The organism is Pseudoalteromonas luteoviolacea (assembly GCF_001696455.1).
Lineage (GTDB): Bacteria > Pseudomonadota > Gammaproteobacteria > Enterobacterales > Alteromonadaceae > Pseudoalteromonas > Pseudoalteromonas luteoviolacea_C.
Window position 1 is genome coordinate 56,902 of the sequence record NZ_MAUJ01000011.1, and the last position, 21,608, is coordinate 78,509.

17 protein-coding genes are annotated in these 21,608 nt (G+C 43.8%); 15 read left to right on the forward strand and 2 right to left on the reverse strand.

Translation table 11 applies throughout. The features are described from left to right. The 6 genes from rlmD (at nt 1) to A7985_RS22245 (ending at nt 8,015) form a co-directional block, all read left to right on the forward strand. Nucleotides 1-1,305 (forward strand): 23S rRNA (uracil(1939)-C(5))-methyltransferase RlmD, encoded by a 1,305-nt coding sequence (gene rlmD / locus A7985_RS22220; protein WP_065792626.1) that lies wholly within the window; start codon nt 1-3, stop codon nt 1,303-1,305. Nucleotides 1,306-1,311: 6 nt separating this feature from the next. Further along, nucleotides 1,312-3,468, forward strand: coding sequence for a GTP diphosphokinase (relA, locus tag A7985_RS22225; protein WP_065792627.1), 2,157 nt, complete (start codon nt 1,312-1,314; stop codon nt 3,466-3,468). A 9-nt stretch (nt 3,469-3,477) separates the two neighbouring features. After that, entirely contained in the window at nt 3,478-4,269 is a 792-nt protein-coding gene (gene mazG / locus A7985_RS22230) for a nucleoside triphosphate pyrophosphohydrolase (RefSeq protein WP_065792628.1), read from the forward strand. Nucleotides 4,270-4,379: 110 nt separating this feature from the next. Beyond that, nucleotides 4,380-6,014 (forward strand): CTP synthase, encoded by a 1,635-nt coding sequence (locus A7985_RS22235; RefSeq protein ID WP_063359557.1) that lies wholly within the window; start codon nt 4,380-4,382, stop codon nt 6,012-6,014. A gap of 157 nt (nt 6,015-6,171) precedes the next feature. Continuing rightward, on the forward strand, nt 6,172-7,464 hold the full coding sequence (gene eno / locus A7985_RS22240) for a phosphopyruvate hydratase (protein ID WP_065792629.1): 1,293 nt from the start codon (nt 6,172-6,174) through the stop codon (nt 7,462-7,464). 170 nt (nt 7,465-7,634) lie between these two features. Continuing rightward, nucleotides 7,635-8,015, forward strand: coding sequence for a hypothetical protein (locus A7985_RS22245; protein ID WP_065792630.1), 381 nt, complete (start codon nt 7,635-7,637; stop codon nt 8,013-8,015). A gap of 58 nt (nt 8,016-8,073) precedes the next feature. On the opposite strand, the gene mutH is transcribed toward A7985_RS22245, so the two are convergent. Further along, a complete protein-coding gene (gene mutH, locus A7985_RS22250) occupies nt 8,074-8,748 on the reverse strand; it encodes a DNA mismatch repair endonuclease MutH (protein ID WP_081310679.1) in 675 nt (224 codons plus the stop codon). A 430-nt stretch (nt 8,749-9,178) separates the two neighbouring features. Here mutH and rppH point away from each other — a divergent pair, with 430 nt between their 5' ends. The 8 genes from rppH (at nt 9,179) to A7985_RS22290 (ending at nt 20,178) form a co-directional block, all read left to right on the forward strand. Further along, the gene (gene rppH, locus A7985_RS22255) at nt 9,179-9,697 is read left to right on the forward strand and encodes an RNA pyrophosphohydrolase (protein ID WP_063360376.1); all 519 of its coding nucleotides are present in this window, start codon (nt 9,179-9,181) and stop codon (nt 9,695-9,697) included. Nucleotides 9,698-9,710: 13 nt separating this feature from the next. Further along, the gene (ptsP, locus tag A7985_RS22260; protein ID WP_065792632.1) at nt 9,711-11,990 is read left to right on the forward strand and encodes a phosphoenolpyruvate--protein phosphotransferase; all 2,280 of its coding nucleotides are present in this window, start codon (nt 9,711-9,713) and stop codon (nt 11,988-11,990) included. 348 nt (nt 11,991-12,338) lie between these two features. Continuing rightward, a complete protein-coding gene (locus tag A7985_RS22265) occupies nt 12,339-13,151 on the forward strand; it encodes a sulfite exporter TauE/SafE family protein (protein WP_065792633.1) in 813 nt (270 codons plus the stop codon). A gap of 9 nt (nt 13,152-13,160) precedes the next feature. After that, nucleotides 13,161-13,961, forward strand: coding sequence for a prolipoprotein diacylglyceryl transferase (lgt, locus tag A7985_RS22270; protein WP_065792634.1), 801 nt, complete (start codon nt 13,161-13,163; stop codon nt 13,959-13,961). 199 nt (nt 13,962-14,160) lie between these two features. Beyond that, nucleotides 14,161-14,502: a hypothetical protein gene (locus A7985_RS22275; RefSeq protein WP_141685418.1), complete on the forward strand. Its 342-nt coding sequence runs from the start codon at nt 14,161-14,163 to the stop codon at nt 14,500-14,502. Nucleotides 14,503-14,648: 146 nt separating this feature from the next. Then, complete coding sequence (locus tag A7985_RS22280) at nt 14,649-15,137, forward strand: DUF411 domain-containing protein (protein ID WP_065792636.1); 489 nt, start codon at nt 14,649-14,651, stop codon at nt 15,135-15,137. 154 nt (nt 15,138-15,291) lie between these two features. Next, complete coding sequence (locus A7985_RS22285; protein WP_065792688.1) at nt 15,292-17,019, forward strand: efflux RND transporter periplasmic adaptor subunit; 1,728 nt, start codon at nt 15,292-15,294, stop codon at nt 17,017-17,019. A gap of 9 nt (nt 17,020-17,028) precedes the next feature. Next, entirely contained in the window at nt 17,029-20,178 is a 3,150-nt protein-coding gene (locus A7985_RS22290; RefSeq protein WP_065792637.1) for an efflux RND transporter permease subunit, read from the forward strand. Between the two features lie 50 nt (nt 20,179-20,228). Here A7985_RS22290 and A7985_RS22295 read toward each other — a convergent pair whose 3' ends face one another. Next, nucleotides 20,229-20,423, reverse strand: coding sequence for a hypothetical protein (locus tag A7985_RS22295; RefSeq protein WP_065792638.1), 195 nt, complete (start codon nt 20,421-20,423; stop codon nt 20,229-20,231). Nucleotides 20,424-20,664: 241 nt separating this feature from the next. On the opposite strand from A7985_RS22295, the gene A7985_RS22300 reads away from it, so the two are divergent. After that, a complete protein-coding gene (locus A7985_RS22300; protein ID WP_063359567.1) occupies nt 20,665-21,516 on the forward strand; it encodes a thymidylate synthase in 852 nt (283 codons plus the stop codon). The last annotated feature ends 92 nt before the right edge of the window (nt 21,517-21,608 follow it).

Below are 21,608 nucleotides of genomic sequence, written 5' to 3' on the forward strand. Positions count from 1 at the left end.
ATGGCACAATTTTTTCGTGCTAAAAAAACAACGGGCAAAGGGCAAGTCTTTGAAGTTTCGATTGAGTCTCTTGACCATACCGGACGCGGTGTGGCCAAGCATCAAGGCAAAGTGGGATTTATTGACGGTGCACTTCCCTCAGAACAAGTGAAAGTACGAGTACTACAACAAAAAGCCAAGCTTTTTGAAGGGGTCATAGAAAAGGTCGTCACGGCAAGTGCTGACAGGGTTAAACCATTTTGTTCGCATTACCAAGAGTGCGGTGGATGCTCGCTGCAGCATTTAGAAGAGCGCGCGCAAATAAGTCACAAACAGCTTGCTGTTGAAAAGCTGTTTGCGAAATTTGCAGGTATTCAATCATTACCTTGGCGCGAAGCGATTGCGAGTGAAAGCGTTAATTATCGCAGAGCTGGCAGAATCGCTACTTATTTGGACAAGAGCACGAAATCTTTAAAGCTAGGGTTTCGCGCTGCAAAGTCGAAAAAGATAGTCGAAGTACGCGCGTGTGCTGTATTAAATGAGGTGTATCAAGAGGTCTTTTCTTTATTAAGAGTCGCCCTCAATAGCCATTCACAATTTAAAAGCGTAAGCCACATTCAATTATGCGAAGCGGATAACTTCCCGTTTATTTTATTGCGCCATACTAAGCCGATTGATGAGAAGACAAAACAAGTGTTATCAACTCAACTCCCTTGGCAAGTGCTTTGGGATGATGGCGCTAGTGAGGTGCATTATGACGTACTTCCAGAGTATCAAGTCGACGATATTCGCTTTCAATTTAAACTCAGTAATTTTATTCAGGTCAACGCCGCGGTCAACGAAGCGATGTTACTACAGGCAATGGAATGGTTGCAGTTAAAAGAAACGGATAAGGTACTGGATCTGTTTTGCGGGATCGGTAATTTCTCATTATTGATGGCAAAACGTGCAAAGCAGATAATTGGTGTGGAAGGTGTTGCTTCTTCTGTTGCAATGGCCACTCAAAATGCGCACACTAATGGCATCGATAATGCTCAGTTTTTCCAGTTCGATTTGACGCAAGATATGGTGTCAGCAACTTGGTTTAACACAGAGTTTAACACCCTGGTGTTAGACCCCTCACGCACCGGTGCTTATGAAGTACTCAAGCAGTTACCGCTTGAGCAGTTTGACCAAGTCCTCTACGTGTCTTGTGATCCTGTTACGTTGGCAAGAGACAGTGCGCTCATTGTTAACGCTGGATTTACCCTGAGCAAAATCGCTTTGATGAATATGTTTCCGCACACGGGGCATATTGAAACTATGGCGCTGTTCCAAAGGAGGTAGTCAAACATGGTCGCGACTCGCCAATCTCATCACGCAAAACTTCCCGCAGATTTTAATGCGCGGCTGGCATTACTCAACTTGTCAGAAGATAAGACGCTTCGGCTCAATGAAGCGTACGCGTTATGCCCCATGGAAGCGGATACTGATCTGCTTGAGAAGGCCATTGAGATGGTGGAGATTTTGGCCGAGCTTAATTTTGATGCCGAATCGCTCGCAAGTGCTTTTTTGACCCCTTACTTTCTTGCTGAGCAGCTCGATTTTGACGCTGTTGAAAAATCACTGGGCGAAAACATTTCGCTGTTGTTAAAGGGCGTCGATCAAATGGCGTCAATCAGTACGCTGGCACACCAAAGCAAGGGCAATGTACAAATTGATAAAATTCGTCGCATGTTGCTGGCCATGGTCGAAGATGTGCGTGCGGTGGTGATTAAACTGGCAGAACAAATTTGTTATTTGCGCAGTGTTAAAGATGCTAGTGAAGAAGAGCGTGTGGTAGCAGCAAAAACAACTGCCAATATATTTGCCCCTTTAGCAAATCGACTGGGTATTGGTCAGTTAAAGTGGGAACTTGAAGATCTCTCTTTTAGATATTTGCACCCAGACAGTTATAAAACGATAGCAAAAAAGCTTGCTGATAAGCGCTTAGCCAGAGAAGCCTACATGGTTAATATGGTTGAGTCTGTTCAGCAAAAGTTGTCGGATGCCAATGTCAAAGCCGAAGTGTATGGGCGGCCAAAGCACATTTTTAGCATTTACAAGAAGATGGCACAGAAAAACTATGCTTTCGAGCAGCTGTTTGATATTCGTGCTATGCGTATCGTGGTGGATGAATTACAAGATTGTTACGCAGCCCTTGGTATTGTGCACACCAACTGGCGTCATCTAAACAAAGAATTTGACGACTATGTGGCAACGCCTAAGCCAAACGGCTACCAGTCTATACATACGGTGGTTTTTGGCCCAGAAGGCAAAACTGTGGAGATCCAAATACGTACACACGACATGCACAAAGACGCTGAAATGGGGGTTGCCGCCCATTGGATGTATAAAGAGGGCGCGTTGCCTGGTCGTGGTTCGGGTTATGAGCAGAAAATCAGCTGGCTGAGAAAGCTGCTTCAGTGGCAAGAGGAAGTCGTGGATGGCAGTGAGTTTGCTGAAGAACTCAAAAATCAAGTTGTGGAAGATAGAGTATATGTCTTCACTCCTCGCGGCGATATTTTTGATTTGCCTTTGGGTTCTACCCCCTTGGACTTTGCTTACTACATACACTCAAATGTTGGCCACCGCTGCATTGGTGCCAAAGTGTTTGGCAAAATAGTGCCCTTCACTTACAAACTCTCTACGGGCGACCAAGTTGAAATACTCACGCAGAAAAACCCGTCTCCGAGTCGAGATTGGTTAAATCCGTCTTTGGGCTATATTCATTCTTCGCGCGCTCGTAGCAAGATCCACCATTGGTTTAAACAACAAGACCGAGATAAAAACTTGCAGGCCGGTAAAGAGATACTGGATAGCCACCTGCAAAAGCTGGACATCAGTTATAAGGAGTTGGAGCCAGCCATCGAGCGCTTTAACTTCAAGGTGTTAGACGACTTGATGGTCGCAATTGGCGCAGGGGATGTGCGCATTAATCAGTTCTTGAACTTTATCCAAGACAAGCCTGAAGTTGAGCCACAGTTAAAGCTCAGCACACGTAAAAAGCACAAAGGTGATAAAAATGGCATTGTGGTGGAAGGCGTGGGTAGCTTACTGAGCCATGTTGCGAAATGCTGTCAACCAGTGCCGGGTGATGACATCGTGGGTTATATCACACAAGGACGGGGAATTGCTGTACACCGTGCTGATTGTGATGCATTTGCACATATCACTGAGCAAAACCCTGAGCGAGAAATTGCAGTTAGTTGGTCCGAAGATGTGCAATCGTTTTACGAGATAACCATTCGTATTGAAGCCAATGATAGGCAAGGGTTGATCCGTGACATTAGTGCGGTTTTAGCCAATGAAAAAGTCAATGTGTTGAATATGAATGTGCAAACACAACATGAAAAGGGTGTCGCTATTTTCACGATGAAAATTGAAGTAGGGGACTTATCTGCCATGAACCGATTGCTTACAAAGCTGTTGCAAACGGAAGGTGTGTTTGAAGCGAAAAGGCAGCACTAAGGTAAAATTATGAGCCAAAATCTACAACAGTTACTCGCTATTATGGCCAAGTTACGAGATCCAGAAACAGGTTGTGACTGGGATAAGCAGCAGAGTTTCAAAACGATTGTGCCACATACTTTAGAGGAGGCACATGAAGTTGCAGACGCCATTGAAAAAGAAGATTTTGTTGGGTTAAAAGACGAACTTGGAGACTTACTGTTTCAAGTTATATTTTATGCACAGCTAGGTAAAGAAGCGGGATTGTTTGACTTTGATGCCATCATGGCTGGTTTGAATGAAAAACTCGTTCGTCGACATCCTCACGTTTTTGAGCAGCAAGTTTCTTTGTCAGAAGCTGAACTTGACGCACAGTGGCAAGCGATAAAGCAGGCTGAGCGAGAGAGCGATAATAAATCACGACAATTTGGTGATGATATTGTGTCGAGCTTACCCGCACTGACACGGGCTAAAAAAATTCAAAAACGCGCTGCATCTCTGGGGTTCGACTGGCCAAGTTATCACGGCGCACTTGAAAAGGTGGAAGAAGAAGTTCAAGAGGTCAATGAGGCATTAGCCGAAGACCCTTACTCAGAACACAGTGCTGAGGAGTTGGGCGATTTGCTATTTGCGACGGTCAATGTGATCCGTCACACTAAACGAGATCCCGAGCAATTATTGCGTCAGGCAAGCAATAAATTTACCAATCGGTTTGTACAGGTAGAATCTGTACTAGCAGAGAAAAATATTCGTTTAAATGAAGCTAGCCTAGAGCAAATGGATGCTGCGTGGGAGCATATAAAACAACAGTCTAAAGTTTAAACATCATTCGCCCAATAATTTTGCTGGATTGCTAATTGGGCTTTTGCTATACTATTGCCCCGTCTTGATTCTTATTTAAATTCCATTTTCCTTGATATTCTAGGGTTCGCATGAGTACAAAATTTATCTTCGTAACGGGCGGAGTAGTTTCCTCCTTGGGTAAAGGTATTGCAGCTGCATCATTGGCTGCGATTTTAGAGGCCCGTGGCCTTAATGTGACAATTCTTAAGCTGGATCCTTATATCAATGTTGACCCAGGCACAATGAGCCCGATTCAACATGGTGAAGTTTTCGTAACTGAAGACGGGGCGGAAACAGACCTTGACCTTGGTCACTACGAGCGCTTTATTCGCACCAAGATGACTAGCCGTAACAACTTTACGCAGGGTCGAGTGTTTGAAGATGTACTTCGTCGCGAGCGTAAGGGTGAATACCTAGGCGCAACTATTCAGGTTATCCCGCATATTACTAATGATATTAAGCGTCGCGTTATCGAAGGTGCTGAAGGTCATGATATCGCAATCGTAGAGATTGGCGGTACTGTTGGTGATATCGAGTCTCAACCGTTCCTTGAAGCAATTCGTCAGCTAGGTACAGAGCTAGGTCGTGAGCATGCATTGTTCATGCACTTAACGCTTGTTCCATTCCTTGGCGCTGCGGGTGAAGTTAAAACTAAGCCGACACAGCACTCAGTAAAAGAGCTGCGCTCAATTGGTATTCAGCCTGATATTCTTGTATGTCGTTCTAACTGTAAGTTACCGGCAAATGAAAGAGCGAAGATCGCACTTTTCACAAATGTGGAAGAAAAAGCGGTTATCTCACTACAAGACGTAGATAGCATCTACAAAATCCCTGCACTGCTAAAGTCTCAAGAGTTGGATAACTTAGTATGTCGCCGTTTCTATTTAGATTGTCCAGAAGCGGACTTGTCTGAGTGGGAGCAGGTGTTATATCAAGAGTCTAACCCTACGGGTGAAGTAACAATTGGTATGGTTGGTAAGTACATCGAACTACCAGATGCGTATAAGTCAGTGAATGAAGCGCTCAAACATGCTGGTTTAAAAAATCGAGTAACCGTGAATATCGAATATGTTGATTCTCAAGATATCGAAAGTAAAGGCACTGAACTACTTGCTCACCTAGACGCTATTTTGGTGCCAGGTGGTTTTGGTAACCGTGGTGTTGAAGGTAAAATTCTTGCTGCTCAATATGCACGTGAAAACAAAGTGCCATACTTAGGTATTTGCTTAGGGATGCAAGTGGCATTGATTGAGTATGCTCGTAATGTTGCTGGTCTTGAAAATGCGAACTCAACAGAGTTTGATGTGAATACACCAAACCCAGTTGTTGGCTTGATCACTGAATGGTTGGATGCAGATGGCAATGTTGAAACGCGCACAGAGCAATCTGACTTAGGCGGTACAATGCGTCTTGGCGCACAGCTATGTCATTTAGCTGAAGGTTCTAAAGTTCGTGAGGTATATGGTAACGCGGAAATTACAGAGCGTCACCGCCACCGTTATGAAGTGAACAATAACTTCGTTGAAAAGCTTGAGCAAGCTGGCCTTGCATTTACTGGCTTGTCTGAAGATAAAAAGCTGGTGGAGATCATTGAAAATAAAGATCACCCTTGGTTTATTGCGGCGCAGTTCCACCCGGAATTTACATCAACCCCGCGTGATGGTCACCCATTGTTTGAAGGGTTTGTAGGTGCAGCATTTAGTCACCAGAAAGAAAACTCTTAAATGAGAAAGCCGTGCACGAGTGCACGGCTTTTTTGTTTGTTTATGCTGTAATTGCTGGCAGCATCGCTATGCGACTGAACACACATTATCGGTTGTATAGCAATGCGAATTAAGCAGAAATAAAAACACTCACCACTTTGGGAAAAGAGGAATCAAGATGTCAAAAATCGTAAAAGTGATTGGCCGTGAAGTTATGGACTCACGTGGTAACCCTACTGTTGAAGCCGACGTCCATTTAGACTCTGGCGCTTGGGGCCGCGCATGTGCGCCATCTGGTGCATCAACAGGAACTCGCGAAGCACTTGAATTACGTGATGGTGATAAGTCTCGTTACTTAGGTAAAGGTGTACTTACAGCAGTTAACTTTGTAAACAATGAAATTGCACAGGCACTAGAAGGCCAGAATGCACTTGAACAGCGCGCTGTTGACCAAGTCATGCTTGACCTAGACGGTACTGAAAATAAAGAAAAACTAGGTGCAAATGCAATTTTAGCAGTTTCTCTAGCAACGGCTAAAGCTGCTGCACAAGAGAAAGGCGTCGCACTTTACGAGCACATTGCTGACATTAACGGTACTTCAGGCCAATTCTCAATGCCTGTACCTATGATGAACATCATCAATGGTGGTGAGCACGCTGACAATAACGTTGATATTCAAGAATTCATGGTTCAGCCTGTTGGCGCGTCTAGTTTCCGTGAAGCCCTACGTATGGGTGCTGAAATCTTCCACAGCTTGAAAAAAGTATTAAGTGCGCGTGGCCTAAATACTGCTGTTGGTGACGAAGGTGGCTTTGCGCCAGATCTTAAGTCAAACGAAGAAGCGTTAGAAGTTATCGTTGAAGCGGTTGCTGCTGCGGGCTATGAAATGAACAAAGATGTCACTTTAGCGCTAGATTGTGCGTCTTCAGAGTTCTACAAAGATGGTAAATATGACCTAAGCGGTGAAGGTAAAGCATTTGACTCTGAAGGCTTTGCTGATTTCCTAGCTGATCTTGCTGCACGTTACCCTATCGTATCTATCGAAGATGGTTTAGATGAAAGCGATTGGGCTGGTTGGAAAATCTTAACTGATAAAATCGGTGAGAAAGTTCAGCTTGTAGGTGACGATTTATTTGTTACTAATACTAAGATCTTAAAGCGTGGTATCGATGAGAACATCGGTAACTCTATCTTAATCAAGTTCAACCAGATTGGTTCTCTTTCTGAAACACTTGATGCAATCAAGATGGCACAAGATGCAGGTTTCACAGCGGTAATTTCACACCGTTCTGGTGAAACTGAAGATGCGACAATTGCTGATTTGGCGGTAGGTACTTCGGCTGGTCAAATTAAGACGGGTTCACTGTGTCGTTCAGACCGTGTTGCTAAGTACAACCAGCTGCTTCGTATCGAAGAAGCGCTAGGTGAAAAAGCGGTTTACAACGGTCGTTCAGAAATTAAAGGTCAGTAGTAATTAAACCATACTATTGCCTTAAAAATCCGCTGCATGTAGGTGCAGCGGATTTTTTTACTCTTAAAGAAGGCTATTTTATGACTTGAGAAAAGGCTATCATTATGTTTTTTATGATAGAATTCTTGACGCTGAAAAAAGTTAAATAATAAAAAAGGAGTTCATAATTAATGGCATCTAAAATATCTACCATTGCCTTTTTATGCCTAGGTGCGACGCTTAGTTTCAATGCCGCTGCGAATAAGCATCACTGCGAAGGTACCGTATCCAATGTACAACTGTCGCCCAAAGGTAACGTTGCTGCGTCATTTAGTGGTGTTGGAAGTAGGCCTTTAAGAATGACAAACTCTGTTGTGTGTAATTTGCAAGGCGGTCCTGATGGCCATACTAGTGAGTATTGTCAAGCGATGTATAGTGCGTTATTGGCGGCAATGACGGCTGAAAAAACTGTGACAATGTGGTTTGAAAACAATGAATCCAGCTGCCCTTCAGGCGATTGGGGTTCACTTGTTTCAAAAGGTTTATATTACTTTAGCATTAATAAATCATAATAACGTAATCATCTTACCCGGCTATTGTCAGGTGATTGCTTTTTGGTCAAGACGTTGTTTAATTGGCAAACTGATTGACCAAAATAGTTTGTGTGAACTGGGTTTTAAGATAAAACCCTCTTGGCAATGTTTTAATGAGTCCCCCATTTGGGCCGATAGCATCGGTCAACACTTTACTGTTTGCCGCTTTTGGGCGGATTTGCATCACCTCTCCTAAATGACCTGAAATTTCTTGAATGCGGCCTAACGCGATAAGTTCAATTTGCTCTTCCCAATCGCGTCTAAGTTGCGCTTCTTGCTCTACCGAAGGCTGCCACAAAAATCCAGTGCCTATTGTTCTGTCTACAGGGGCTATATCACGCTCTGCTAAAATAGGTAACCACAAAACATGGGTGAGCTTTTTCTTTACGCTTGATTGATGCCAACTTAAACCAGTCAGCTCTGTGAGCGGTACTATTGAGACATAAGTGGTTTCTAAAGGCTTTCCTTGATAACTAATCGGCAGTGTTTTTAACTCCACGCCAATATGCTCAAAGTCGGGTACGGGCTTTGAACCAGCGCTTGCTCCCAGTACATGCTCAATTAACTGTCCTGGCCAACCCTTTTCTTTGAGTAGATCCTCTGGACTTTTAAATTTGAACTGAGCAGCTAACTCACCAAGTGTGGTGCCTGCAATGGCTTCAACGCGTTGCATTAATTCTGATATGGAAAGTGGAGGAGAAACTCGTTGCACGTAGATGACTCGTATACCTAATTATTGTCTGCCAATGTTACCAGATAAGTGGCTGCGTGTGGATTAAGTCCTGCCTGTGTGTTTTTTAACCTAGTTGTTTGTGGTGGAAGATTAACCACTCTTGATGATGGGTGTGAATAGTGTAACGTAATGATAATAAAGAGGTTTAGTGGTTTTTTGCATTCTTCTTCACAGCCACTTTTGTCGTATTTTTGGATAAATACAGATATATGAACAATATTATCCACAGTTTCTGTGGAGAAGTTAGCTTTTTTGCTCTGTTTCTGTGGATTTGTTTGTAAATTGGGCGCGTTAGTTAAAAGTTATGCACAAGCTGTGGGTAACTTGAGCAAAAGCGGGAATAATGTTTGCTGATGTCTCTTAGATATGGAACAATCAAGTAAAATTGATATAAGAATGAGGCGCTAAGGTGATTGATGCCGAAGGATTTCGTGCCAATGTGGGAATTGTAATATGTAACAACCAAGGGCAAGTATTTTGGGCTAGACGTTATGGTCAGCACTCTTGGCAGTTTCCTCAAGGGGGTGTGGACGAAGGAGAAACACCTGAACAAACCATGTATCGGGAGCTTCATGAAGAAGTTGGCTTAAGGCCTGAAGACGTGGAGATTGTCGCGAGCTCTAAACACTGGCTGCGGTACAAATTACCGAAACGATTAATTCGTAAAGACTCCAGCCCAGTCTGTATTGGGCAAAAGCAAAAGTGGTTTTTGCTTAAGCTAAGATGCAAAGATGAAGAGGTGGACTTACTCAGAACGCACCACCCAGAATTTGACGACTGGAGATGGGTTAGTTATTGGTACCCAGTTAGACAGGTAGTCTCGTTTAAAAGAGATGTTTATCGTAGAGTGATGAAAGAGTTTGCGCCGTTTGCGATGCCCTTTAATCGCAAAGAGCATAACCATAAAGATCATTGGCGCAGACGATAGGTAAGGAATTAAAGTGTTAGCAACATTAAGGTCAATTGCAGAAGCTGTATCTCAACAAGATAACCTAGACAACGCATTGAACTTATTTGTGACTATGGTCAAAAATGCCATGCAGACAGAATGTTGCTCCATTTACTTTGCGGATTACAGCAAAGACAATTTTGTTCTTATGGCCAGCGATGGCCTTAACCCAAATGCAGTAGGTCAATTTCGTATTGGCTTTACAGAGGGGCTTGTTGGGCTTGTTGCGCAGCGAGAAGAGCCTATTAATATTGCTCACGCACAGAGCCACCCGCGCTTTAAACACGCTCCGGAAGTGAACGAAGAGGGCTTTAATGCCTTTTTGTCAGTGCCTGTAGTTCATCAAAGAAAGGTCTTGGGCGTTATTGTTGTCCAACAAAAAAATACCCGTGTTTTCAGCGATGATGAAGAGTCGTTCTTAATTACCTTATCGGCCCAACTCGCGTCTCAATTGGCACATGTTGAGCTTCAGACAATTCTTAAGCAAGATGCATCTACCCATAAAACCTCCGTTCTTAAAGGTGTACCTAGTGCGCCTGGTATCGCGCTGGGAAAAGCGTATGTGGTGCTACCTAAATTAGCGTTTTCAAGTATTGAGTCTACTAAGAGTGACAATGTTGCGGGGCAAAGGCAGATGTTCCGACAAGCTGTGGCTGCTACTCGGCAGGAGTTTCATATTCTTGCAAATTGTTTGTCTGCATCATTGCCTAAAGAAGCGTTGGCCGTTTTTGAGGTATACCAGCAATTACTCGATGCCAGAAGTCTCGGCGAGAAAGTAGATAAAGAGTTGGATAAAGGGTGGGATGCAAAGTCGGCACTTAAACATGTTATCAGTGAGCTCATTGCGCAATTTGAAGCTATGCAAGATCCCTATATCAAAGAGCGTGCTGTAGATGTGAAAGATTTAGGGCTAAGAGTTTTACATCATTTGGTAAGTACTGAGAGTATTGCAAAATCTTACCATGAGCAGACGATCATCATTGCAGATACGTTAACGCCAGCGATGTTAGCCGAAGTACCAAAAAGCAAACTGGTGGGGGTTGTCAGTGTACATGGCTCAGCAAATTCACATGCGTCAATATTGACGAGAGCGATGGGCATACCCGCAATTTGGGGTATTGAGAATGTACCGTTACTCCAGTTCGAGGATAAACCAATTATATTGGATGCTTACGCGGGTCGCGTTTATATTTCACCGTCAAAAGTGCTCACACAAGAATATGAGGCATTAAAGCTAAAAGACAGTCAGCTAAATGACAAATTTGAAGCGGAGTACGATTTACCGCCCGTGACGTTAGATGGTGAGCGGATCAGTCTGCTACTCAATGCTGGGTTAGATCTCTCAGCAGAGCATATGAGTGCAAAATACAGCGATGGGGTTGGCCTCTATCGTACTGAATCATGGTTCATGCAAAGGGGACAATTCCCCTCACAGGCAGAGCAAGAGCAGTGCTATCGTGAAGTACTGTCGCGTTACCATCCAGAACCTGTGGTTATGCGTACCCTAGATATAGGTGGTGACAAGGTTCTTGATTATTTTGACATTGAAGAAGAAAACCCTTTTTTAGGGTGGCGCGGAATACGGGTGACTTTGGACCACCCCGAGCTGTTTTTGGATCAATTAAAGGCGATGATAAAGGCCAATGCAGGTTTGGGTAATTTACAAATTATGTTGCCTATGGTGAGCCACACGGAAGAAGTGGATGATGCACTGTTATTGCTAGAGCAAGCATATTTTGAATTACAAGAAGAGTGGGCTGATCAGTTTTACCAAATAGACAAACCTGAAATAGGGGTCATGTTAGAAGTACCGTCGAGCTTATTTTTGTTACCTGAATGGGCTGACAAAGTTGACTTTTGCTCGGTAGGGAGCAATGACTTAACCCAGTACTTGCTAGCAGTCGATAGAGCCAATGCGCGTGTCGCTGAATTATTTGAACCATACCACCCAAGTGTTTTGCGTGCGCTGTATAAAATTGCCCGCGATTGCCAAAGCTTGGAATTACCCTTCAGTTTATGTGGTGAGCTAGGCGGTGAGTACGAAGGTGCGATATTGTTAGTGGCTATGGGTTACAGGCGCTTAAGTATGAATATTTCCTCTTTGCATAAGGTGAAATGGGTCTTAAGGCGGCTGAGAGTAGAAGACATGGAAGCATTGTTAGCGCAGTGCCTTTCGGCATCGAGTGCTATTCAAGTACATCGTTTAATTAGAGAGTTTTTGATTCACCATGAATTGGCTGAGTTACTGTATACTCACTCTACCTCTAACTAATAAACATTAATGTCTTAATTAGTTTTTTTGAACACCATTTAGTCGTCTCCCTATCAAGCTGAGAATACAACCAATTCAAGTATTACGATGCCTTATGCTTTAGGATAAATATACCCGCTAATCATTGCTAAGACGCAGGTTTACTATGTCCATTATTACCCGTGCTTAACCCTACAGAATGTCTAAAGCAAATCAATCACCGAAAGTTGCCAAGCAAGGCAAATAGCGCATATCTGAGAGAGCGCATAGAAAACAGCTCAATAAGAAAGAGCGGTGCTTTTAATCTTGGGGTGCAGGCGAAATTCAAATACGTTAACATAGCGCACAACTAAAGCGGTGAGCATAAATATGTTTTTCAGCACATCATTAATTTTGAGTTGTGCCATGCTGGGTTGTGCCGTTGGCTTTTTGGCTGGGTTACTTGGTATTGGTGGTGGGTTAATCATTGTTCCTATTTTATCTGCAATTTTAATCGGCTTTTCAGTTTTGCCCGCAGATCAAGTAATTGTGGTTGCTATTGCTACCTCATTGGCTTCTATCTTGTTTACCTCAACGTCTTCAGCATTAGCGCATCATCGAAACAACAACATTCCTTGGCACATAGCGCCTTGGGTTATGGTTGGTGTCGCCACTGGCGCATTGATAAGTGGCTTTTTTACAACATTAATTCCTGCAATAATCGTCAAGTGGATTTTTTTAGTGTGTGTTGTGCTGATAGCCATTAATATGGTGATTTCAAGTAAACGCAGTGAAAATACTGAGCACAGAACATTGCCAAGTGGTCCCGTTATCAGCGTTATTACAATCGTAATGGGGGCGCTTAGTGCGATGATAGGCATTGGGGGAGGGGTTTTGATTGTGCCGCTACTGGGCTTTTTTTCAGTGCATATGCGAAAGGCAATTGGTTGTGCCTCGGTCAGTGGCATAGTGATCGCCTTGTTCGGTAGTATTGGTTATATTGTCTCTGGCAGTGAGAAGCTGTCACTGCAACACGGTTTTGCAGGTTATGTTTATTTGCCAGCGCTATTTGGCATTGTACTGACTTCATGGTTTACCGCGCCATTAGGTGCGAAAGCGACGCTGTATTTACCTGTCGCAACAATTAAAAAGGTGTTTGCATTCATACTGGTCATGATTGCAGGCAAAATGTTATTTTATTGAGGGAAAGCGATGGCTTTGCAGTTTCCAGAAATAGATCCGATTATTTTTTCAATTGGTCCGTTAAGTGTGCGTTGGTACGGCCTTATGTACTTGATTGGCTTTGCGTTTGCGATGTGGTGGGCAAACAAAGAGTCAGAAAAGCCCAACTCTGGGTGGACTAAGGAGCAGGTTAGTGACTTGCTCTTTTATGGCATGCTTGGGGTTATTCTTGGTGGACGCATAGGTTATGTGCTGTTCTACAACTTCAACAAATTTTTGGCTGATCCTATTACCTTATTTAAGGTCTGGGAAGGCGGCATGTCTTTCCATGGTGGAGCATTAGGTGTCATTACCGCGATTTTTGTATTCGCTTGGCGTACTAATAAGTCACCGCTTGCCGTTGGCGACTTTGTTGTGCCTATGGTACCAGTGGGTCTTTTAGCTGGCCGTATAGGGAACTTCATCAATGGTGAACTGTGGGGGCGTGCAACAGATGTACCTTGGGCGTTTATATTTCCAGGTGCCGATGCTGGAGGCGTTCCGAGACACCCATCTCAGTTATACGAAGCGTTTTTTGAGGGCTTAGTATTGTTCTTGATTTTGGTTTGGTACCGCAAGCAACCACGCCCAGCGGGCAGTATTGCCGGTCTATTCTTGCTAGGTTATGGGTGTTTTAGATTTGCGATTGAGTACTTCCGCGAGCCCGATGCGCATATTGGATTATACGCTGGTGTGATATCTCAAGGGCAAATTCTATCTTTGCCAATGGTTATCGGTGGATTAGGTCTAATGATCTGGGCATATCGTCGAGAGGCTGTACGCACAGCTTAATACGGCAATATCTATACCATTATGCGCCAAAAAAGAGTGACTACTGCGTCACTCTTTTTGATTGATGCTTTGCTAAGTCGTCATTTGACGTTATAGTAAAGCCAAATATCAGTTAGTCGATTCATAAATTACCGTGAAAACATATCGCACAGCAAAACCTACCACTTTGGCTGCTCAGCTTATGCTGATGGCAGTTGTAATGGTTATGTTTATTGTGCAACCAGCTGCTAAAGCAGAGATGGTGTGTTCTCACACTATGCCCTCAGGGCATATGTCAATGAATATAGAGACTGAAAATCATGACCACCAGCACATGGTCGCATCAGAAAAACATAGTCAAATGTCGATGTATGGTGATATGGACTGTTGCAAAACAGACTGTAGTTGCCCAACAAACATGTGCGCGCCATTTTCGCTTTATGTTGGCGGTGCAAGCTTGTTATACAACCGAAACGGGTTTGCAGAGCAATCATTTCCATGTTCCTCAGGGACACCACAAAGCACCATTAGTTCCGTTTATAAACCCCCCATTCTGGCCTAGCACAGGCTTATTGTGCCCAAAATTTGGGCTTTTGGTTATTAATTCATCTAAGCCATACTGATCTGTTCCATAACCTTTGTGGTTTATTGAGGATTTGAGTGTGCCTCAGATGTTCCAACATCGATAAAAATTGTAAGAGTGTCAGAATGCAATATTTCAAATTAGTACCTCAGTGGCTGTTGCTTGCCGCTGGGATGATTTTTCAAAGTTTTTCTTATGCTGATCAAAACTCAGCACTATCTGTCTTAAACGTTTATAAAACGCCTACTTGCGGCTGCTGTGGTAAGTGGCTGAAACATCTTGCGGATCAAAATGTATCTCATAAAGCCTTCGATTTAGCTGATTTGAGCGCAATTAAAAAGCGTTTGAATATTTTACCTAAATATCAATCTTGTCACACCGGTGTTAGTGAGGATGGGTTTGTGTTTGAGGGCCATGTACCGGCAAAGTTTATCAAGCAATTTTTGCAGGCACCGGTTAAAGGGGCAATTGGCTTATCTGTGCCTGCCATGCCGTTGGGTTCTCCTGGAATGGAAGTTGGCAAGCGCTTTCACCCATATCAAGTTCTGTTGTTAAAGGCGGATGGTAGCCACTCAGTATATGCAGAAGTAAAACGTTATGAGGAGCAATTCTGATGAGTGTTGAGCATGTAACTTTTAAAACGTGTATCGGCTTTCAAAGCTGTTTTCGAGTATGTTTTTTGCGGTTAAGCCCAATGAGGCAGATTAGCCTTGGCTCCCTAGATTATATATTTCAGGTCATGGGAAATAAAGGTGGGGCTGTGTAATGATGTCATCGATTAAAAACAACCTGATAGGTGTACTCTTAGGTGCACTTATTGGTGGAGGTTTAGTTAGCTTCTATGGTTTGCAAAGTGGCGAAACCCCAAGCATGAATAACGCCGTTGAAGAGAAAAAGCCACTGTATTGGGTAGCGCCAATGGATGCGAATTACCGTCGGGATAAACCGGGAAAATCACCAATGGGAATGGATTTGGTGCCGGTATATGAAGAGTCGCAGGCCGATATAGACATAGGCCCTGGGGTTGTCACCATTTCCCCGCATGTTGAGAATAATTTGGGGGTGAGAACTGCACTTGCTAAAGCTACGCGCTTACAAACAGAGATAACCACGGTTGGTTACGTTGGTTACGATGAAGATAAGCTAGTACATATTCACCCTCGAGTAGCGGGTTGGATAGACAAATTGTACATCAAGTCAATGGGACAGAAAGTTGAGCAGGGTCAAGCGTTATATGAACTGTATTCGCCTGAACTTGTGAATGCACAAAAAGAGGTGTTGGTCGCTTTAAAGCAATCTGATCAACAATTGATTAGTGCAGCGCGCAAGCGTTTGAAAGCGCTTAAAATGTCACCTAAATTCATAGAGCATCTGGTGCAGACGAAAGACGTGAGTCAAACCGTCACTTTTTACGCGCCGCAATCTGGTGTAGTAGAAAACTTAAATATTCGGGAAGGGTTTTACGTCCAACCTGATACAACAATGATGAGTATTGGTCAGCTGCAGCAAGTGTGGGTTGAGGCTGAAGTATTTGAACGAGAAGCCGCACTCGTAAAAGCTGGCTTGCCTGTGACGATGAAATTGGACTATCTACCGGGGAAGACTTGGCAAGGTGAAGTGGATTACGTTTACCCAAGCCTTGATGCTCAAAATCGGACATTACGCGTAAGGCTGAGGTTTAGTAACCAAGACTTGGCATTAAAACCCAATATGTTCGCGCAGGTTACCATTCACTCAGATCCCGTGGATGATGTGATCACGGTTCCTAAAGAAGCAGTGATCCGCACGGGACAACAAGACAGGGTCGTAGTCGTTGTAGGTAATGGACAGTTTAAATCTATAGACATCACCATTGGCCGTGTAACCAATGAGTATATTGAAGTCTTAAGCGGGCTTAACGCTGGGGATGAAATTGTGACTTCGGCTCAATTTCTCATTGATTCAGAATCGAGCAAGAATTCCGATTTTAAACGCATGAGTGTTGATGAAAAGCCGACATTTGTGTGGATGCAAGGGCAGTTGAATGGTGTACAAGTGTCTCAGAGAGTTGCCAATATTACGCATGGCCCTGTCACGGCATGGGGCTGGCCTGAAATGACAATGGACTTTGACATTGGGGACAAGGTTGATATCGCGACACTCAAAGTTGGTCAAGAATTACATTTTAAAGTGGAACAGCTCGAGTCTGGCGCATACTTGGTTTCTGAAATCCATATTGTTTCAGAGCCGTCATTTCCAACTGCGACGGTACTTGGGGAGATCAATCAAATCAATATTGAAAGCCGGGTGCTAAACATCAGCCGAGAAGCGATCGAACAATGGCATCGTCAGGCCGCGACAATGGATTTTGTTGCTGCACAGGGGATTGATCTTAAACAGTTTCAAATAGGTGATGCGGTCAAGTTTACCTTTGAAGTAAGGGATGACTTAATCGTGACAGAGATGACATTACATCAGGTTGTCGATGATGCGCATCACAGCCACAGTCATCAGTAAGGAGACAAAATGATTGAATCTATTATTAGGTGGTCACTGGTCAATCGCTTTTTTGTTTTACTGGTAACTGTGATGATTGCAATAGGCGGCGTTTATTCACTTAAAAATACGCCAGTCGATGCCATTCCAGACTTATCTGACGTACAAGTGATTGTTAAAACAAGCTACCCGGGTCAAGCGCCTCAAGTAGTCCAAGATCAAGTAACATTTCCGTTGACTACGGCAATGCTTTCAGTGCCTGGCGCAAGAACGGTACGAGGGTTCTCTTTTTTTGGGGATTCTTATGTTTATATTATTTTTGACGATGACACCGATTTGTATTGGGCGCGCACCCGTGTACTAGAGTATTTGAGTCAAGTATCAGCGAGCCTACCCGAAACGGCAAAACCACAACTGGGGCCTGATGCGACTGGTGTGGGTTGGGTGTATATCTATGCGTTAACAGATCGAACCGGTCAGCACGACATTAGCCAGCTGCGCAGCGTTCAAGATTGGTTTTTAAAATATGAATTGCAAACCGTGGCTGGTGTGTCTGAGGTTGCTGCTGTGGGAGGTATGGTCAAGCAATACCAAGTAGAAGTGAACCCTGACAAGCTTCGAGCCTATGATGTCCCCCTTAGTTTGATTGAAATTGCTTTGAAACAAGGCAATAAAGAGACGGGAGCGTCGGTGGTAGAAATGGCCGAAGCAGAGTATATGGTGACTGCAACGGGGTATATTCAATCGATCGAGGATATTGAAGCGATCCCATTAGGTATTAATAGCAAAGGGACACCCTTAACTATCGGGGATGTGGCAAATGTACAAATAGGGCCACAGATGCGACGAGGCATTGCTGAACTGAACGGAGAAGGTGAAGCCGTTGGTGGCATTGTGGTGATGCGTTTTGGCGAGAATGCGCAGCAGACGATTGAGGGAGTTAAAGAAAAGCTCGCATCACTTCAAAATTCGCTGCCGGATGGTGTTGAAGTTGTGCCGGTGTATGACCGCTCTCAACTGATTGAAAGGGCTGTTGAAAATCTCTGGAGTAAATTGCTAGAAGAGCTGGCCGTGGTTGCTTTGGTTTGCGTGGTGTTTTTATTCCATTTACGCTCGTCAATTGTTGCTGTCGTGACATTGCCGCTTGGGATCCTAGTCTCTTTTATCATCATGCATTTGCAAGGTATCAATGCCAATATCATGTCTCTAGGTGGCATTGCCATAGCCATTGGTGCGATGACCGATGGTGCGATTGTTATGATAGAAAATATGCATAAACACATGGAAAAAACCCCTTTAACTGATGAGAATCGTTGGCAGGTAGTGGCCAAGGCGGCTTCTGAAGTGGGTCCCGCGCTATTTTTTAGTTTGCTGATAATCACTGTGTCGTTTTTACCCGTATTTATCCTAGAAGCGCAAGAAGGCAGAATGTTTGCGCCGTTAGCTTATACAAAAACCTATGCCATGGCGGCATCAGCGGGGCTAGCGATTACCTTAGTACCTGTTTTAATGGGGTATTTCATCCGCGGAAAAGTGGTGTCACAAGATAGAAACCCACTAAACAAACTCCTGATTGCACTCTACTTCCCCTTATTGAGACAAGTCTTGAAGTTCCCTAAAACCACGATAGTGGCAGCATCATTGATCACCATTGTGGGTTTTTATCCCGCAAACAAGATCGGCAGTGAGTTCATTCCACCACTAGACGAGGGCGATTTGATGTATATGCCGACCACTTATCCCGGCATTTCGATTGGCAAGGCACGAGAGCTGTTGCAACAGACGGATAAGCTGATACACACCGTGCCGGAGGTTGAAAATGTATTTGGTAAAGTGGGGCGTGCGGAAACGGCGACGGACCCGGCACCCCTGACGATGATAGAAACCTTTATCCAACTCAAACCTCGAGCGCAGTGGCGAGATGGTGTGACAACGGAAAGCCTTAAAGCCGAGTTAGATCAATTGGTGAAGTTTCCCGGTGTAACCAATGCTTGGGTAATGCCGATAAAAACGCGAATTGACATGCTAGCAACCGGTATTAAAACGCCTGTTGGTATTAAGGTTGCGGGGCCTGATTTAGATGTGATCCAACAAATTGGACAGGAAATTGAACGCATCTTACCAAACGTTAAAGGAACAGCCTCAGTATACTCTGAGCGGGTTGCAGGTGGGCGCTATATCAAGGTGGATATTGCTCGGGAAAAAGCGAGCCGTTTTGGTTTAAACATTGCTGACGTACAGCAAGTTGTGTCGACGGCAATTGGCGGCATGAACGTGACTCAAACGGTTGAGGGACAAGAGCGCTACCCTGTCAATTTGAGGTACCCTCAGGACTATCGAGATTCACCTGAACAACTCGCGAAGTTACCTGTAATAACCCCTTCAGGGCAGCGCATCGCACTGGGAGACGTCGCCCATATATATATCGAAAATGGGCCGCCGGGCATTAAGAGTGAAAATGCGCGAATAAATGGATGGACGTTTATTGATATAGATGGGGTAGATATTGGTAGTTATGTCGATAATGCCAAAGCTTACTTGGCGTCCGAACTGGAGTTACCCGCGGGTTATTCCATTACTTGGGCAGGCCAGTACGAGTATATGGAAAGGGCAAAAGAAAAGCTCGCTTATGTGCTACCACTTACGATGGCTATCATCGTAATACTTTTGTATATGAACTTTAGAGCCATCAGTGAAGTGGCCGTTATCATAGTGACGCTACCTGTCGCTCTCATAGGTGGCTTGTGGTTGATGTATATAGAAGGGTTTAACTATTCGGTGGCCGCAGGAGTCGGATTCATTGCCTTGGCTGGTGTTGCTGTTGAAATCGGCGTTATTATGCTTGTGTATCTAAATCAAGCTTTAAATGAGTTAAAACAGCAAGCTCGTGATAGCTTTATGCCCATATCGGCGGCGCAATATAGTCAGGCACTGTTAGATGGTGCAGGTTTACGCGTAAGGCCCGTAATGATGACTGTTGCTACTATTATTATTGGCTTACTGCCTATTCTCTATGGAACAGGTGCAGGCTCTGAGGTTATGAGTCGTATCGCTGCGCCTATGGTCGGGGGTATGAGTAGTGCCGTATTACTGACGCTGATTGTATTACCCGCAGCATATAGCGTGCTTAAACGAGGTGAAGTAGCGCAGTTCAATCGAACTTTATCTTCCAAACAGTAAATCAAGGGACAGAAGCAATGCAGCCAATGCATTGCTTCTTACTTCTAAATTTAAAACTCAACAGGGCAATCTTGCTCACGAGCAGTAAAGCAACCGCTGTTGTTTTCAGCAGCGATGCAAGCTGCATTACCGAATGTAGGACACATGTCGGGTTCTCCACCAGCGATGCGTTTGGTAATTTCTAGATCCATTTTTTTGTCGTTAGAAAGACGTTTTAGCGTATTTTTTTTGATTGATAATTTCATTTTATTTTCCTTATGACTTGATTGTAATACCTAAATTAACTTATCAGTTGTTTTTGAATATGTTAATTATTTTATTTGTATCGGTTGGAATTTAATATTTAAAGGGTGTCGATTGAAGTGAAGTGGAAAAGTTAAATGCTCATTTACTTTAAATAAACGCATACGGACACTGTGGTTTCGCTCACAGAGGCAGTGTATGATAGCGCTCAGTACAGTTTAGATTAGTGATAGGGTTACATAAATGAAGCAATACTTGGACTTATGCCAGCGTATCGTAGACGAGGGCAAATGGGTAGAGAACACCAGAACTGGTAAAAGATGTCTCACCGTGATTAATGCTGACCTTACCTATCATGTTGATAAAAACGAATTTCCATTAGTGACCACTCGGAAAAGTTATTGGAAAGCGGCGATTGCAGAATTACTCGGTTATCTGCGTGGTTATGACAGTGCTGCACAATTCAGAGAAATTGGCTGTAACACATGGAATGCCAATGCAAATGACAACCAAGACTGGTTAAATAATCCGAATCGAAAAGGTGAAGATGATATGGGATTTGTTTATGGCGCAGTTGCCAGAAACTACCCTAAACCAGACGGTGGCAGTGTGGATCTAGTCAAGCAAGTAATTGATGATCTGTCTAAGGGGATCGATAACAGAGGTGAGATAATTACCTTTTATCACCCAGGTTCTTTTCACCTTGGTTGTTTACGCCCTTGTATGTTCCAGCACCAATTTTCGATTTTAGATGGTGTATTATATCTAAATAGCTATCAGCGTAGCCAAGATGTGCCGCTGGGCGGTAACTTCAATGCGATTCAAGTGTTCACTCTGCTCAAGCTCGTTGCACAAATTACCGGGCTTAAACCCGGCAAGGCATTTCATAAGATCGTTAATGCACATATTTATGAAGACCAGCTGGAATTAATGCGTGATGTACAGCTGAAACGTACTCCTTTTGAGTCGCCTCAGTTACATATTAATCCGGATATAAAGACCTTTGAAGATTTAGAAACCTGGGTGACTTTGGATGATTTTGAGGTGACAAATTACCAACACCACGACGCCATTCAATATCCTTTCTCGGTTTAAAAATAAGAAAGCAGCACGAAGTGCTGCTTTTTTGATCTTGTTAGTTCCTGCTATAAATACAAATATTGTATGTTGTATTTCATCCAAAAATA